Annotated in this window: 13 protein-coding genes; 12 read left to right on the forward strand and 1 reads right to left on the reverse strand. The window is 60.4% G+C overall.

Translation table 11 applies throughout. The annotated features are described in order from the left end of the window. The first annotated feature begins 84 nt into the window (after positions 1-84). The 12 genes from fabZ (at position 85) to ispD (ending at position 14586) form a co-directional block, all read left to right on the forward strand. Positions 85-525: a 3-hydroxyacyl-ACP dehydratase FabZ gene (gene fabZ / locus PMI24_RS13645; protein ID WP_003222142.1), complete on the forward strand. Its 441-nt coding sequence runs from the start codon at positions 85-87 to the stop codon at positions 523-525. After that, complete coding sequence (lpxA, locus tag PMI24_RS13650; protein ID WP_007954792.1) at positions 522-1298, forward strand: acyl-ACP--UDP-N-acetylglucosamine O-acyltransferase; 777 nt, start codon at positions 522-524, stop codon at positions 1296-1298. The genes fabZ and lpxA overlap by 4 nt, the downstream gene beginning before the upstream one ends. 2 nt (positions 1299-1300) lie before the next feature. Beyond that, positions 1301-2431, forward strand: coding sequence for a lipid-A-disaccharide synthase (lpxB, locus tag PMI24_RS13655; RefSeq protein ID WP_007954796.1), 1131 nt, complete (start codon positions 1301-1303; stop codon positions 2429-2431). Between the two features lie 11 nt (positions 2432-2442). Next, complete coding sequence (gene rnhB, locus PMI24_RS13660; protein ID WP_007954798.1) at positions 2443-3069, forward strand: ribonuclease HII; 627 nt, start codon at positions 2443-2445, stop codon at positions 3067-3069. Between the two features lie 76 nt (positions 3070-3145). Beyond that, positions 3146-6667, forward strand: coding sequence for a DNA polymerase III subunit alpha (gene dnaE / locus PMI24_RS13665; protein WP_007954799.1), 3522 nt, complete (start codon positions 3146-3148; stop codon positions 6665-6667). A 139-nt stretch (positions 6668-6806) separates the two neighbouring features. After that, positions 6807-7754 (forward strand): acetyl-CoA carboxylase carboxyltransferase subunit alpha, encoded by a 948-nt coding sequence (locus PMI24_RS13670; protein WP_007954801.1) that lies wholly within the window; start codon positions 6807-6809, stop codon positions 7752-7754. Between the two features lie 146 nt (positions 7755-7900). After that, on the forward strand, positions 7901-9229 hold the full coding sequence (tilS, locus tag PMI24_RS13675) for a tRNA lysidine(34) synthetase TilS (protein WP_007954803.1): 1329 nt from the start codon (positions 7901-7903) through the stop codon (positions 9227-9229). Between the two features lie 274 nt (positions 9230-9503). Then, on the forward strand, positions 9504-11135 hold the full coding sequence (locus tag PMI24_RS13680; protein WP_007954805.1) for a CTP synthase: 1632 nt from the start codon (positions 9504-9506) through the stop codon (positions 11133-11135). A 5-nt stretch (positions 11136-11140) separates the two neighbouring features. Next, the gene (gene kdsA / locus PMI24_RS13685) at positions 11141-11986 is read left to right on the forward strand and encodes a 3-deoxy-8-phosphooctulonate synthase (RefSeq protein WP_007954807.1); all 846 of its coding nucleotides are present in this window, start codon (positions 11141-11143) and stop codon (positions 11984-11986) included. A gap of 156 nt (positions 11987-12142) precedes the next feature. Beyond that, a complete protein-coding gene (gene eno / locus PMI24_RS13690) occupies positions 12143-13432 on the forward strand; it encodes a phosphopyruvate hydratase (RefSeq protein ID WP_007954808.1) in 1290 nt (429 codons plus the stop codon). 171 nt (positions 13433-13603) lie between these two features. Then, a complete protein-coding gene (gene ftsB, locus PMI24_RS13695; RefSeq protein ID WP_003222158.1) occupies positions 13604-13882 on the forward strand; it encodes a cell division protein FtsB in 279 nt (92 codons plus the stop codon). Next, on the forward strand, positions 13879-14586 hold the full coding sequence (gene ispD, locus PMI24_RS13700; protein ID WP_007954815.1) for a 2-C-methyl-D-erythritol 4-phosphate cytidylyltransferase: 708 nt from the start codon (positions 13879-13881) through the stop codon (positions 14584-14586). Before ftsB ends, ispD begins: the two co-directional genes overlap by 4 nt. Here the strand turns inward: ispD and PMI24_RS13705 are convergent. Then, on the reverse strand, positions 14583-15479 hold the full coding sequence (locus PMI24_RS13705; RefSeq protein ID WP_007954817.1) for a LysR substrate-binding domain-containing protein: 897 nt from the start codon (positions 15477-15479) through the stop codon (positions 14583-14585). The genes ispD and PMI24_RS13705 overlap by 4 nt on opposite strands. Positions 15480-15491 lie beyond the last annotated feature (12 nt).

Genomic DNA, 15491 nt, shown 5'->3' on the forward strand with positions numbered 1-15491 from the left:
CACAGCCTCTGGACTGCCTCCTTGATTTGCTAGAGGAGTGCGCGTCAGTCGCGCTCCCAATCTTTACATAGGCTTCCCCCCGAAATGATGGACATCAACGAGATTCGCGAATACCTGCCTCACCGTTACCCGTTCCTGCTGGTGGACCGGGTAGTGGAGCTGGATACTGAAGGCAAGCGCATTCGCGCCTACAAGAATGTCAGCATCAACGAACCGTTCTTCAATGGTCACTTCCCTGCGCATCCGATCATGCCGGGCGTGCTGATCATCGAAGCCATGGCTCAGGCTGCCGGGATCCTCGGTTTCAAGATGCTTGACGTGAAACCGGCCGACGGCACGCTTTACTACTTCGTCGGTTCCGACAAGCTGCGCTTCCGCCAGCCGGTGCTGCCGGGTGATCAGTTGATCCTCGAAGCCAAGTTCATCAGCTGCAAGCGTCAGATCTGGAAGTTCGAATGCCAGGCTTCGGTCGATGGCAAACCGGTCTGCTCGGCTGAAATCATCTGTGCGGAACGCAAGCTATGAGTTTGATTGACCCTCGCGCAATCATCGATCCGTCGGCCGTCCTGGCTGATGGCGTCGAGGTCGGCCCGTGGTCGATCATCGGTGCAGGTGTGGAAATCGGCGAGGGAACGGTCATCGGGCCACACGTGATCCTCAAAGGTCCGACCCGCATCGGCAAGCACAACCGCATCTACCAGTTTTCCTCGGTAGGCGAAGATACGCCGGACCTGAAATACAAGGGCGAAGAAACCCGCCTGGTGATCGGTGACCACAACGTCATCCGCGAAGGCGTGACGATTCACCGTGGCACCGTTCAGGATCGTTCCGAAACGACCCTGGGTGATCACAACCTGATCATGGCCTATGCCCACATCGGACATGACAGCGTCATCGGCAACCACTGCATCCTGGTCAACAACACTGCGTTGGCCGGCCATGTGCACGTTGATGACTGGGCGATCCTGTCCGGTTTCACCCTGGTGCATCAGTATTGCCACATTGGCGCCCACAGCTTTTCCGGCATGGGCACAGCGATCGGCAAGGACGTTCCGGCGTTCGTTACCGTATTCGGCAACCCGGCCGAAGCGCGCAGCATGAACTTCGAGGGCATGCGCCGTCGCGGTTTCAGCGAAGACGCCATTCACGCCCTGCGCCGTGCCTACAAAACGGTGTATCGCCAGGGCCTGACCGTCGAACAGGCGCTGGCCGAACTGGCCGAGCCGTCTGCACAGTTCCCGGAAGTCGCGATGTTCCGTGACTCCATCCAGTCGTCGACCCGCGGCATCACCCGCTGACCATGGCCAATCTGCGTATTGCGCTGGTGGCGGGGGAGGCTTCCGGTGACATTCTGGGCGCCGGTCTGATGCGTGCCCTCAAGGCACAGCATCCTGCGGTGGAGTTCATTGGTGTCGGCGGTCCGCTGATGCAGGCCGAAGGCCTGACCTCCTATTTTCCGATGGAGCGTCTGTCGGTGATGGGGCTGGTGGAAGTCCTGGGACGCTTGCGTGAATTGCTCAAGCGCCGCAAGGACCTGATCGCCACGCTTATCGCTGAAAAGCCGGATGTCTTCATCGGCATCGATGCGCCGGATTTCAACCTCAATATCGAACTCAAGCTGCGTCAGGCCGGGATCAAGACCGTGCACTACGTCAGCCCTTCGGTGTGGGCATGGCGGCAGAAGCGGGTGCTGAAGATCCGCGAAGGCTGCGACCTGATGCTCACGCTGTTGCCGTTCGAAGCCAGATTCTACGAAGAGAAGGGCGTACCGGTGCGGTTCGTCGGCCACACGCTGGCCGACACCATTCCACTGGAGGCCGATCGCTCCGCTGCGCGGGCCGAACTCGGTCTGCCGGACGGCCCGCTGGTGGCTTTGATGCCCGGCAGCCGGGGCGGCGAAGTCAGTCGTCTGGGTGCGCTGTTCCTCGATACCGCCCAACGCCTGCGGGCCATGCGCCCGGGCGTGCGTTTCGTCATACCGTGCGCCAACCCCGAGCGCCGTGCCCAGCTCGAAGAGCTGCTGGCCGGCCGCGACCTGCCGGTGACCCTGCTCGATGGCAAATCCCATCTGGCCCTGGCGGCGTGCAACGCGGTTCTGATCGCGTCGGGGACGGCGACCCTGGAAGCGCTGCTTTACAAGCGCCCGATGGTCGTGGCTTATCGTCTTGCGCCGCTGACATTCTGGATTCTCAAGCGCATGGTCAAGAGCCCGTACGTGTCCCTGCCAAACCTGCTGGCCCAGCGACTGCTGGTGCCGGAACTGTTGCAGGATGATGCGACGGTCGAGGCACTGGCCCAAACCCTGTCGCCGTTGATCGACGGTGGCGAAGAGCAGACCCGCGGTTTCGACGAGATCCACCGCACTCTGCGCCTGGACGCTTCCAATCAGGCGGCCGACGCCGTTCTGACCCTGATCGGGCAAACACGATGAGCAAGACAAGCATGCAGATGGGCCTGGATTTCACCCTGGTCGCCGAAGTCGAAGAACTGGTGGCCGGTGTCGATGAAGTCGGGCGCGGCCCGTTGTGCGGCGCGGTCGTCACCGCAGCGGTGATCCTCGATCCGAACCGGCCGATTCTCGGTCTCAACGACTCGAAGAAACTCACCGAAGCCAAGCGCGAAAAGCTCTACGACGAAATCTGCGAGAAGGCGCTCAGCTGGTGCATCGCCCGCGCCGAGGTCGAAGAAATCGACGAATTGAACATCCTTCACGCCACCATGCTGGCGATGCAGCGCGCCGTCGCTGGCCTGCACATCCAGCCGAAACTGGCGATGATCGACGGCAACCGCTGCCCGAAACTGCCGATGCGTTCCGAAGCGGTGGTCAAGGGCGACAGCAAGGTCCCGGCCATTGCAGCGGCCTCGATTCTGGCCAAGGTCAGCCGCGACCGCGAGATGGCGGCGTTCGAATTGATCTACCCGGGTTACGGCATCGGCGGCCACAAAGGCTACCCGACGCCCGTTCATCTGGAAGCGCTGGTGCGTCTCGGGCCGACACCGATTCACCGGCGTTCCTTTGCCCCGGTGCGGCAGGCTTATGAAGCGCTGGAAGGTCTCGCGCAGGTTTAGCGGCGAGGCTGATGTTTTGTTCGGGGCCCGGTACAATCCGGGCCTTGTTGTCTCTATGTAACTGGACAGGATCACTATGCCGGCTTCATTCGTTCATCTACGCCTGCACACTGAATACTCCCTGGTCGACGGGCTGGTGCGGATCAAGCCGCTGGTCAAGGCCCTGACCGGCATGGGCATGCCGGCCGTTGCGGTGACCGACCAGAACAACATGTGTTCGCTGGTCAAATTCTATAAAAACACCATGGGCGCCGGGATCAAGCCGATCTGCGGCGCCGACCTGTGGCTGTCGAACAAGGACCCGGATGGTCCACTGAGCCGCCTCAGCCTGCTGGTCATGAATGCCCAGGGCTATCGCAACCTGACCGAGCTGATTTCCCGTGGCTTCATCGAAGGTCAGCGCAACGGCATGATCATCATCGAGCGTGAATGGGTCGCCGAGGCCAACGAAGGCCTGATCATGTTGTCCGCCGCCAAAGAAGGCGAGATCGGCATGGCCATGATCGGCGGCAACCCAGCCGAGGCCGAAACCCTGGCGCGCGAATGGATGGCGGTGTTCCCGGATCGTTTCTATCTGGAAGTCCAGCGCACCAACCGTCCGAATGACGAAGAACAGTTGCACGGCGCCGTGGCCCTGGCCGACAAGCTCGGTGCGCCGCTGGTCGCGACCAACGATGTGCGCTTCATCAAGCAGGAAGACTTCGCCGCTCACGAAACCCGCGTCTGCATCGGTGAGGGCCGGGCCCTCGACGATCCGCGGCGTTCGAAGAACTACAGCGATCAGCAGTACCTGAAAAGCGCCGAGGAAATGGCCGAGCTGTTCAGCGATCTGCCGGATGCGGTGGAAAACACCGTCGAGATCGCCAAGCGCTGCAACATCGACGTGAAGCTGGGCAAGCACTTCCTGCCTGACTACCCGATTCCCGATGGCATGACCATCGACGAGTATTTCCGCAAGGTGTCGTTCGACGGTCTGGACGATCGTCTCAGCGTGCTGCTGCCCAAGGACACCACCGAAGACTACGAGGCCAAGCGTCAGGTCTACGTCGACCGGCTGAATTTCGAGCTGGATATCATCATCCAGATGGGGTTCCCCGGTTACTTCCTGATCGTGATGGACTTTATCCAGTGGGCCAAGAACAACGGTGTGCCGGTGGGCCCTGGCCGGGGGTCGGGTGCCGGATCGCTGGTGGCCTATGTGCAGAAGATCACCGACCTCGATCCGCTGGAATATGACCTGCTGTTCGAACGTTTCCTCAACCCGGAACGGGTATCGATGCCCGACTTCGACGTCGACTTCTGCATGGACGGTCGCGACCGGGTGATCGATTACGTGGCCGAAAAATACGGCCGTAACGCCGTAAGCCAGATCATCACCTTCGGTTCCATGGCGGCGAAGGCTGTGGTGCGCGACGTGGCGCGGGCCCAGGGCAAGTCGTTCGGCCTGGCAGATCGCCTGTCGAAGATGATTCCGTTCGAAGTCGGCATGACCCTGGAAAAAGCCTACGAGCAGGAAGAAATCCTGCGCGACTTCATCAAGGTCGATGAAGAGGCGGCGGAAATCTGGGAGATGGCGCGCAAGCTCGAAGGTGTGGTGCGTAACGTCGGTAAACACGCCGGTGGTGTGGTGATCGCGCCGACCAAGCTGACCGACTTCTCGCCGATCTATTGCGACGAGGCCGGCGACGGCCTGGTGACCCAGTTCGACAAGGATGACGTTGAGGCGGCCGGTCTGGTGAAGTTCGACTTCCTCGGCCTGCGGACCCTGACGATCATCGACTGGGCGCTGAAAACCATCAACCGCGACCGCGCGAAGGTCAACGAGCCGCCGCTGGACATCGCGTTCATCCCGCTGGATGACAAACCGACTTATCAGTTGCTGCAAAAGGCTGAAACCACCGCGGTATTCCAGCTCGAATCCCGCGGCATGAAAGAGCTGATCAAAAAGCTCAAGCCCGACTGCCTCGAAGACTTGATCGCACTGGTGGCCCTGTTCCGTCCGGGCCCGTTGCAGTCCGGCATGGTGGATGACTTCATCAACCGTAAGCACGGTCGCGCGGAGCTTGCTTATCCGCACCCGGATTACCAGTACGAAGGTTTGCAGCCGGTACTGGCGCCGACGTACGGCATCATCCTGTATCAGGAACAGGTGATGCAGATCGCCCAGGTCATGGCCGGTTACACCCTCGGTGGTGCGGACATGCTGCGTCGGGCGATGGGTAAGAAGAAACCCGAGGAAATGGCCAAGCAGCGCGGCGGTTTCATTGAGGGTTGTGCGTCGAACAATATCGACGCGGACCTGGCCGGTAACATTTTCGACCTGGTAGAGAAATTCGCCGGTTACGGCTTCAACAAATCCCACTCCGCCGCCTACGGCCTGGTCTCGTATCAGACCGCCTGGCTGAAGGCTCACTACCCGGCGCCGTTCATGGCCGCGGTACTGTCGGCGGATATGCACAACACCGACAAGGTCGTGACCTTGATCGAGGAAGTGCGCACGATGAAGCTGCGCCTCGACGCGCCGGACGTGAACACTTCGGAGTTCAAGTTCACGGTGAACGACGAAGGCCGCATCGTGTATGGCCTGGGCGCGATCAAAGGCGTCGGCGAAGGCCCGGTGGAAGCGATCACCGAGGCCCGTCAGGCCGGTCCGTTCAAGGACCTGTTCGACTTCTGCGCCCGGGTCGACCTCAAGCGCATCAACAAGCGCACGCTGGACGGTCTGATCCGCAGCGGCGCGCTGGATCGCCTCGGCCCGTACTTCCACGACGAGCAGAAGGCATATCAGGCCAACATCGACCGCAACCGCGCCGTGCTGCTGGCGGCGATGGAAGAGGCGATCAAGTCGGCCGAGCAGACCGCGCGCACCCGTGACAGCGGCCACGCCGACCTGTTTGGCGGGCTGTTCGTCGAGGACGACGCGGACGTTTACGCGATCCACCGCAAGGCGAAAGAACTGACCCTCAAGGAACGCCTCAAGGGTGAAAAAGACACCTTGGGCCTGTACCTGACCGGTCACCCGATTGACGAGTACGAAGGTGAGATCCGCCGTTTCGCCCGCCAGCGCATCATCGACCTGAAACCGGCCCGGGATACCCAGACCGTGGCGGGGATGATCATTGCCCTGCGCGTGATGAAGAACAAAAAGGGCGACAAGATGGGCTTCATCACCCTCGACGACCGCTCCGGGCGGATCGAGGCGTCGCTGTTCGCCGATGCGTTCCACTCCGCGCAATCGCTGCTGCAGACCGATGCGATGGTGGTGGTCGAAGGCGAGGTCAGCAACGATGACTTCTCCGGCGGCCTGCGCCTGCGGGTCAAGCGGGTGATGAGCATGGAAGATGCGCGCACCAACCTGGCCGAGAGCCTGCGCCTTAAGTTGCAGACCCAGGACCTGAAAGGCGATCAGCTACGCTGGTTGGGTGATTTGCTCAAGCGTCATCGCGGGGCGTGCCCGATCACCATGGAATACACCAGTCCCGATGCGAAGACCTTGCTGCAGTTTGGCGAGACCTGGCGGATCGACCCGGCGGATGCCTTGATTCAAGCCCTGCGTGACCAGTTCGGGCGAGACAACGTCTTCCTCCAATACCGTTGACCGGCAGGTGCAATCAAAGCGCCTGCCCACAACCTGAATTTTTAATCTCGACCTCAGCGCGCCTCTCCCTTAAGGTAGGGCGCGAATAGACAACCGGCCGGCCCAAGCTCATTTGGGACACGACCCAAGACGGACGCCTATGAACCCGAATTTTCTAGATTTCGAACAGCCGATCGCCGACCTGCAAGCCAAGATCGAAGAGTTGCGCTTGGTCGGTAATGACAATTCGCTGAATATCGGCGATGAGATCTCCCGCCTGCAGGACAAGAGCAAGACGCTGACCGAAGACATCTTCGGCAAGCTGACCAGCTGGCAGATCGCACGTCTGGCGCGTCACCCGAAACGTCCTTACACCCTGGACTACATCGACCACATCTTCACCGAGTTCGACGAACTGCACGGTGACCGTCACTTCTCCGATGACGCGGCCATTGTGGGCGGCGTGGCACGTCTGGAAGACCAGCCGGTGATGGTGATCGGTCACCAGAAGGGCCGTGAAGTGCGTGAAAAGGTACGCCGCAACTTCGGCATGCCGCGTCCGGAAGGCTACCGCAAGGCTTGCCGCCTGATGGAAATGGCCGAGCGTTTCAAGATGCCGATCCTGACCTTCATCGACACCCCGGGTGCCTACCCTGGCATCGACGCCGAAGAGCGCAACCAGAGCGAAGCGATTGCCTGGAACCTGCGCGTCATGGCTCGCCTGAAAACCCCGATCATCGCCACCGTGATTGGTGAAGGTGGTTCCGGCGGTGCACTGGCGATCGGCGTGTGCGACCAGCTGAACATGCTGCAGTACTCCACCTACGCGGTGATTTCGCCGGAAGGTTGCGCTTCGATTCTGTGGAAAACCGCAGAGAAGGCGCCGGATGCTGCTGAAGCGATGGGCATCACCGCCGAGCGTCTGAAAGGCCTGGGTATCGTCGACAAGGTGATCGGCGAGCCTCTGGGCGGCGCTCATCGCGATCCGGCCGCTGCCGCTGCATCGATCCGCGCCGAGCTGAGCTCGCAACTGGCGATGTTGAAGAAGTTCGACAACGAAGCGCTGCTCAAGCGTCGTTACGATCGTCTGATGAGCTACGGTCTCTAAGTCGAGCCGTTTCGGCCAACGATGCAAAACACTGTGGGAGCGGGCTTGCCCGCGAATGCGATGTAACATTCAACGACTGTGTTGGCTGTTTCACCGCTTTCGCGAGCAAGCCCGCTCCCACATTTGGTTTGTGAAAAGGTAGAAAAATGGGTCAGCCCTCGATTGATTTGCCTTCCAGGCTTCTGCGCAATCTCAAGCCCTGGCTCGGTGCTTCCCATTGGCGCATCGCCTTCTCCGGTGGGCTCGATTCCACTGTTCTGCTGCACATTCTGGCCAATCTCGCCAAAACCCGATCCATTCCGGCGCTAAGTGCCATCCATGTTCATCACGGCCTTCAAGCTGCGGCCGATGCGTGGCCGGCGCATTGCCAAGCAGTCTGCGATGAACTGGCGGTGCCGTTGCAAGTGGTGCGTGTGCAGGTGCAGCCGGGCGCCAGTCTGGAGCGGGCTGCGCGGGATGCGCGCTATGCAGCGTTCAGTGCGGCGACTCAGGCCAATGATGTGCTGCTGACCGGTCAGCATCGCGACGATCAGGCTGAAACGCTGTTGTTCCGTCTGTTGCGTGGCGCTGGTGTGCGTGGGTTGTCAGGAATGCCGGCCACGCGAGCGCTGGGGCAGGGCAGTCTGATTCGGCCGTTGCTCGACGTCACGCGTGCCGAGCTCGAGGCCTATGCGCAGAGCCATGGCCTGCGTTGGGTCGAGGACCCGTCGAATCAGGATCGGCAGTTCTCGCGCAACTATCTGCGCCATCAGGTCATGCCGCTGCTGACCGGTCGCTGGCCGCAGGCGCACGCCAGCATGTCCCGCAGTGCGGCGCATTTGCGTGAGGCGCAAGGCTTGCTCGATGAGCTGGCGCAAATCGATCTGGCTCAAGCGAGCTTGCCCATTGAGTTCGAGTGGTCTGGATTGCCGTCACTGGAGTTTGCAGTCATCGAGAGCTTGTCCGAGGCCCGTCAGCGAAACGCGCTCAGTCACTGGCTTGAACCTTTGACCCGACTGCCGGATACCGACCATTGGTCGGGTTGGGCGGACCTGCGTGATGCCGGCAACGATGCCTCGCCGATCTGGCGTCTGGCGGATGGCGAGTTGCATCGAGGCGCCGGTCGCTTGTGGTGGCTCAGCGGGCAATGGCTACGCGCACCGGTGGTCAGCGGCGACTGGCATGACCTGTCGTCAGCGCTACGCTTGCCCGATAACGGACGTGTCATGTTCAGCGGTCAGACTCCCGCCGGGCCGCTGCAAATCCGCTATCGGCAGGGCGGCGAGGTGATGGAGCTGGCGGGACGCGGCCATCGCGACCTCAAGCGCCTGCTCAATGAACGCGCGGTGCCAAGCTTCGTGCGTGGCAGATTGCCGCTGCTGTTTCGCGGTGAAGAATTGCTCGCCGTGGCGAACCTGACGGGGCTCGACGGCAATGCGCTGGAAGGCTGGCGATTGCATTGGCAGCCTTCTGACGAAGATCAAGGTTTGAGATGAAGGGGGCATTCCGGTAGACTACGCTCCCTTCTTGATACAACTTCTGTGGATTCGCCTGAATTGCAGGAGTTGCCGATTACCAAGCAGTCTTTGCTGGGCGATTCCAAAAAATGTGTAGCGAGCAACGTACCGGTGTTTTCACTTCCGGTCTGTCCCAACGCGGCGGTTTTTTTGAAAGGTGCACTGTGATTAATGCAGGTGATCGGGGGCTTCGGCCTTCCTTCGCTTTCCCCGGCGGCTCGGACCGCTTTAACGCAGACTTCTAGGGTTTTTCATGACGCGCTACATATTCGTCACGGGCGGTGTTGTTTCTTCTTTGGGGAAAGGCATTGCATCGGCTTCATTGGCGGCCATCCTGGAGGCGCGGGGGCTTAAGGTCACCATGCTGAAGCTGGATCCGTACATCAACGTCGACCCGGGCACCATGAGCCCGTTCCAGCACGGTGAAGTGTTCGTCACCCACGACGGCGCCGAGACCGACCTGGACCTGGGCCACTACGAGCGGTTCATCCGCACGACCATGACCCAGAACAACAACTTCACCACCGGCCGTGTCTACGAACACGTGCTGCGCAAAGAGCGCCGTGGTGACTACCTGGGTGCAACCATCCAGGTGATTCCGCACATCACCGACGAAATCAAGCGTCGCATCATCAAGGGCGCCGGCGATGCCGACGTGGCCCTGGTGGAAATCGGCGGTACCGTTGGCGACATCGAATCGCAACCGTTCCTCGAAGCCATCCGCCAGCTGCGTGTGGAAGTCGGTTCCAAGCGCGCGATGCTGATGCACCTGACCCTGGTTCCGTACATCGCTACCGCGGGCGAGACCAAGACCAAGCCGACCCAGCACTCCGTGAAGGAACTGCGTTCGATCGGCCTGCAGCCAGACGTGCTGATCTGCCGCTCCGACCATCCGGTGGATGTGTCGTCGCGTCGCAAGATCGCGCTGTTCACCAACGTTGAAGAGCGTGCGGTGATCTCCCTGGAAGACGTCGACACCATCTACAAGATCCCGGCCGTGCTGCACGCCCAGGGTCTGGACGATTTCGTCGTCGAGCGTTTCGGCCTGCAATGCAATGGCGCCGACCTGTCCGAGTGGGAAAAGGTCGTTGATGCCAAGCTGAATCCAGAGCACGAAGTCACCATCGCGATGGTCGGCAAGTACATGGAGCTGCTGGACGCCTACAAATCGCTGATCGAAGCGATGAGTCACGCCGGCATCACCAACCGTACCAAGGTCAACCTGCGCTACATCGATTCCGAAGACATCGAGAACCAGGGCACCGCGCTGCTGGAAGGCGTCGACGCGATTCTCGTACCGGGCGGCTTCGGTCTGCGCGGCGTGGAAGGCAAGATCACCGCCGTTCAATACGCTCGCGAAAACAAGGTTCCATACCTGGGTATCTGCCTGGGCATGCAAGTGGCGGTCATCGAGTTCGCCCGTAACGTGCTGGGCTGGAAAGACGCCAACTCCACCGAGTTCGATCGTGCCAGCGGCCATCCGGTTGTCGGCCTGATCACCGAGTGGGAAGACGCTACCGGTGCAGTCGAAACCCGCACCGAAGCATCCGATCTGGGTGGCACCATGCGCCTCGGCGCTCAGGAATGCCTGCTCGAAGCCGGCTCCAAGGTGCACGACTGCTACGGCAAGGATGTGATTGTCGAGCGTCACCGTCACCGTTACGAAGTGAACAACAACCTGCTGCCGCAAATCATCGAAGCCGGCCTGAAGATTTCCGGTCGTTCTTCCGATGCAGCGCTGGTTGAAGTGGTCGAAGCCCCGGATCATCCTTGGTTCGTCGCTTGCCAGTTCCACCCAGAGTTCACCTCGACGCCACGCGATGGCCATCCGCTGTTCAGCGGCTTCGTCAAAGCGGCATTGGCTCAACACCAGAAGAAGGCGTAACCCCGATGGCACAGAAGATCATCCGCGTCGGCGACATCGAGATTGCCAACGACAAACCCATGGTGCTGTTCGGCGGCATGAACGTGCTGGAAAGCCGTGACATGGCCATGCAGGTTTGCGAAGAGTACGTGAAGGTCACCGAAAAACTCGGTATCCCTTACGTTTTCAAGGCCAGTTTCGACAAGGCCAACCGTTCTTCTGTGACCTCCTATCGCGGTCCTGGCCTGGAAGAAGGCATGCGCATCTTCCAGGACATCAAACAAGCCTTCGGCGTGCCGATCATCACCGACGTCCACGAGCCTGACCAGGCCGCGGTCGTCGCTGAGGTCTGCGACATCATCCAGCTGCCGGCCTTCCTGTCGCGCCAGACCGATCTGGTCGTCGCGATGGCCAAGACCAACGCTGTGATCAACATCAAGAAAGCCCAGTTCCTCGCGCCTCAGGAAATGAAACACATCCTGAACAAGTGCGTGGAAGCGGGTAACGATCAGTTGATCCTCTGCGAGCGCGGTTCGAGCTTCGGCTACAACAACCTCGTGGTCGACATGCTCGGCTTCGGCATCATGAAGCAGTTCGAGTACCCGGTATTCTTCGACGTGACCCATTCGCTGCAAATGCCTGGCGGTCGTTCCGACTCCGCCGGCGGTCGCCGCGCCCAGGTCACCGACCTGGCCAAGGCTGGCATGAGCCAGTCGCTGGCGGGCCTGTTCCTCGAAGCGCACCCGGATCCGGACAACGCCAAATGCGACGGCCCTTGCGCCTTGCGTCTGGACAAACTGGAGCCATTCCTGGCCCAGCTCAAAGCCCTGGACGAACTGGTGAAGAGTTTTCCGACGGTAGAAACCGCGTAAACCTCAATTCTCCGGTAAAGTACCGCACGATTTGTCGCTCATGCCCTCGGGTATGAGCGTTGTCGTCTGCAAGCTGCCCGCTGCACACCACTTGCCGACGGTAAAAAGATTTCCTCTAGCTGCGTCGTTTTCGTCAACTTTGGAGTGTTTACAACAATGGCAAAAATCGTCGACATCAAAGGTCGTGAAGTTCTCGACTCCCGTGGCAATCCCACCGTGGAAGCGGACGTGCTTCTCGACAACGGCATCATCGGCAGCGCTTGCGCGCCGTCCGGTGCATCCACTGGCTCGCGTGAAGCGCTCGAGCTGCGTGATGGCGACAAGAGCCGTTACCTGGGCAAGGGCGTGCTCAAGGCGGTAGCCAACATCAACGGTCCGATCCGCGATCTGCTGCTGGGCACCGACCCAAGCGACCAGAAAGCGCTGGATCACGCGATGATCAAGCTGGACGGTACCGAAAACAAAGCGACCCTGGGCGCCAACGCCATCCTCGCCGTGTCCCTGGCTGCGGCCAAGGCGGCTGCACAGGATCAGGACCTGCCGCTGTACGCTCACATCGCCAACCTGAACGGTACTCCGGGTGTTTACTCGATGCCGGTTCCGATGATGAACATCATCAACGGTGGCGAACACGCCGACAACAACGTCGACATCCAGGAATTCATGGTTCAGCCGGTTGGCGCCAAGTCTTTCTCGGAAGGTCTGCGCATGGGCACCGAGATTTTCCATCACCTGAAAGCTGTTCTGAAGGCCCGTGGCCTGAGCACTGCCGTTGGTGACGAAGGCGGTTTCGCGCCGAACCTGGCTTCCAACGAAGACGCACTGAAAGTGATCTCCGAAGCCGTCGCGAACGCCGGTTACAAGCTGGGCACCGACGTGACCCTGGCTCTGGACTGCGCGGCCAGCGAATTCTTCGAAGACGGCAAGTACAACCTGTCCGGCGAAGGCCAGGTGTTCACCGCTGAAGGTTTCGCCGACTACCTCAAAGGTCTGACCGAGCGTTACCCGATCATCTCGATCGAAGACGGTCTGGACGAGTCCGACTGGGCTGGCTGGAAGATCCTCACCGACAAGATCGGCGAGAAGACCCAGCTGGTAGGCGACGACCTGTTCGTGACCAACACCAAGATCCTGAAAGAAGGCATCGATAAAAAGATCGCCAACTCGATCCTGATCAAGTTCAACCAGATTGGCACCCTGACCGAAACCCTGGAAGCCATCCAGATGGCCAAGGCTGCCGGTTACACCGCCGTGATCTCGCACCGTTCGGGCGAAACCGAAGATTCGACCATCGCCGACCTGGCTGTGGGTACTTCGGCTGGCCAGATCAAGACCGGTTCGCTGTGCCGTTCCGACCGCGTTTCCAAGTACAACCAACTGCTGCGTATCGAAGAGCAGTTGAATGGCAAGGCCAAGTACAACGGTCGCAGCGAGTTTCGCGGCTGAGCAGTAAATGATAGAAAGACACCGGATTGTGTCGGAAAAGTCGTGACAGCGATGGATTTGCCACTAATCTGATGCCTTATATGCACAAGCCTGGATATTCCAGGCTTCGTGCTATCAGATGCTTCAAAGTTTTGGCGTGGCTGTCTTTTTTCACTGGATACCTGATATTCGATGCGCAGTCCTTACTGGTTGTTTCTCGTTTTGCTCTTGCTGCTGGCCGGTCTGCAGTACCGCCTGTGGGTGGGCAATGGCAGTCTGGCGCAAGTCGCCGAACTGAATCAGCAGATTGCTGATCAACACGCCGAGAACGAAGCCCTGCTGGAGCGCAACCGGGTGATGGACGCTGAGGTCAGCGAGTTGAAGAAAGGCATGGAGACCGTTGAAGAGCGGGCTCGTCACGAACTGGGCATGGTCAAGGACGGCGAAACCCTTTACCAGTTGGCCCAATGATCGATTCCCTGCCGGCCTTCTGGGCCGTGATTCCTGCCGCGGGCGTCGGTGCCCGTATGGCCGCGGACCGTCCCAAGCAATACCTGCAACTGGGCGGGCGCACAATTCTCGAACACAGCCTCGGCTGTTTCCTCGATCACCCGAGCCTGAAGGGCCTGGTGGTCGGTCTTGCCGTCGATGATCCTTATTGGCCGAACCTGGCCAGCGCCAGCGATCCGCGAATTCAGCGTGTCGACGGTGGTGCCGAACGTTCCGGCTCGGTGCTCAACGCCTTGCTTCATCTGCATGCCCAAGGTGCCGACGACGAGGACTGGGTGCTGGTGCACGATGCGGCGCGGCCCAATCTGAGCCGTGACGATCTCGACAAATTGCTCGCTGAGCTGGCGAACGATCCGGTCGGCGGCCTGTTGGCCGTGCCAGCGAAGGACACCTTGAAACGGGTCGACAAGCACGGTCGGGTGGTGGAAACCGTCGATCGCAGTGTGATCTGGCAAGCCTATACGCCGCAGATGTTCCGCCTCGGTGCGCTGCATCGGGCTTTGGCCGACAGTCTGGTGGCGGATGCAGTAATCACCGATGAAGCCTCGGCGATGGAGTGGGCCGGCATGGCGCCGCGCCTGATCGAAGGCCGTGCGGATAACCTGAAAGTGACCCGCCCCGAAGACCTCGAATGGTTGCGTCAGCGCTGGACCAATCGTCGTTAAATCCGGTACTCCGGCCGCTCGGCCAAACCTTCCTTGAGAAAATCCACCAGTTTGCGCACCTTCGGCGACAAGTGCCGTTGCTGCGGATATAGCGCCCACACCGCCGTATTCGGCGGTTGATGCGCCTCCAGCAAAGAAATCAACGCACCGCTGTGCAGATGCTCCAGCACGTAATAGTCCGGCAACTGACACAGTCCGACGCCTTGTAGCGCCGCATCCAGCACCGCTTGCCCACTGTTGCAGCGCCAGTTTCCCTGCACCCGCTGGGAAAATTCCCGCCCGTTTTGTTCAAGCTGCCAGATGTCCGAGCTGCCGATCAGGCAATTGTGCCGTCCCAGTTCCGACAAACTGTGTGGGCGTCCGTACCGTTCAAGGTAGGAAGGCGACGCACACAGATACATGCGCCGCGGTGCAAGGCGAGTCGCCACCAGCCGGGAGTCCTGAAGACGACCGAGGCGGATCGCCAGGTCCAGGCCTTCATGCACAAGATCGAGTTGCCGGTTAGTCAGTTCAATATCGATGCGCAGTTGCGGGTAATGCCCCATGAACCGGGTCACCAGCGGCACGATGAAGCGTTCGCCATACGCCACGGCGCAGGTCATGCGCAGCATGCCTTTGGGTTCGCTGGTCAGGTCGCCGACTGCGCGCAACGCTTCTTCGCGACCGTCCTGGAGGCGCTGGCAATGTTGCAGGAAGGTCTGGCCGGCTTCGGTAAGCGTGACGCGCCGGGTGCTGCGATACAGCAGTCGCGTTTGCAAACGCTCTTCCAGACGTACGATTTGTCGACTGATGTGCGAGGAAGAAACGCCGAGACGTTCGGCAGCGGCAGTGAACTGGCTGCATTCGGCAACGGCGACGAACTCGTCGATACCTTCCCAGCGGTTTTCAGACATCGGGATTATCCC

Source organism: Pseudomonas sp. GM25, from assembly GCF_000282255.1.
Lineage (GTDB): Bacteria > Pseudomonadota > Gammaproteobacteria > Pseudomonadales > Pseudomonadaceae > Aquipseudomonas > Aquipseudomonas aphyarum.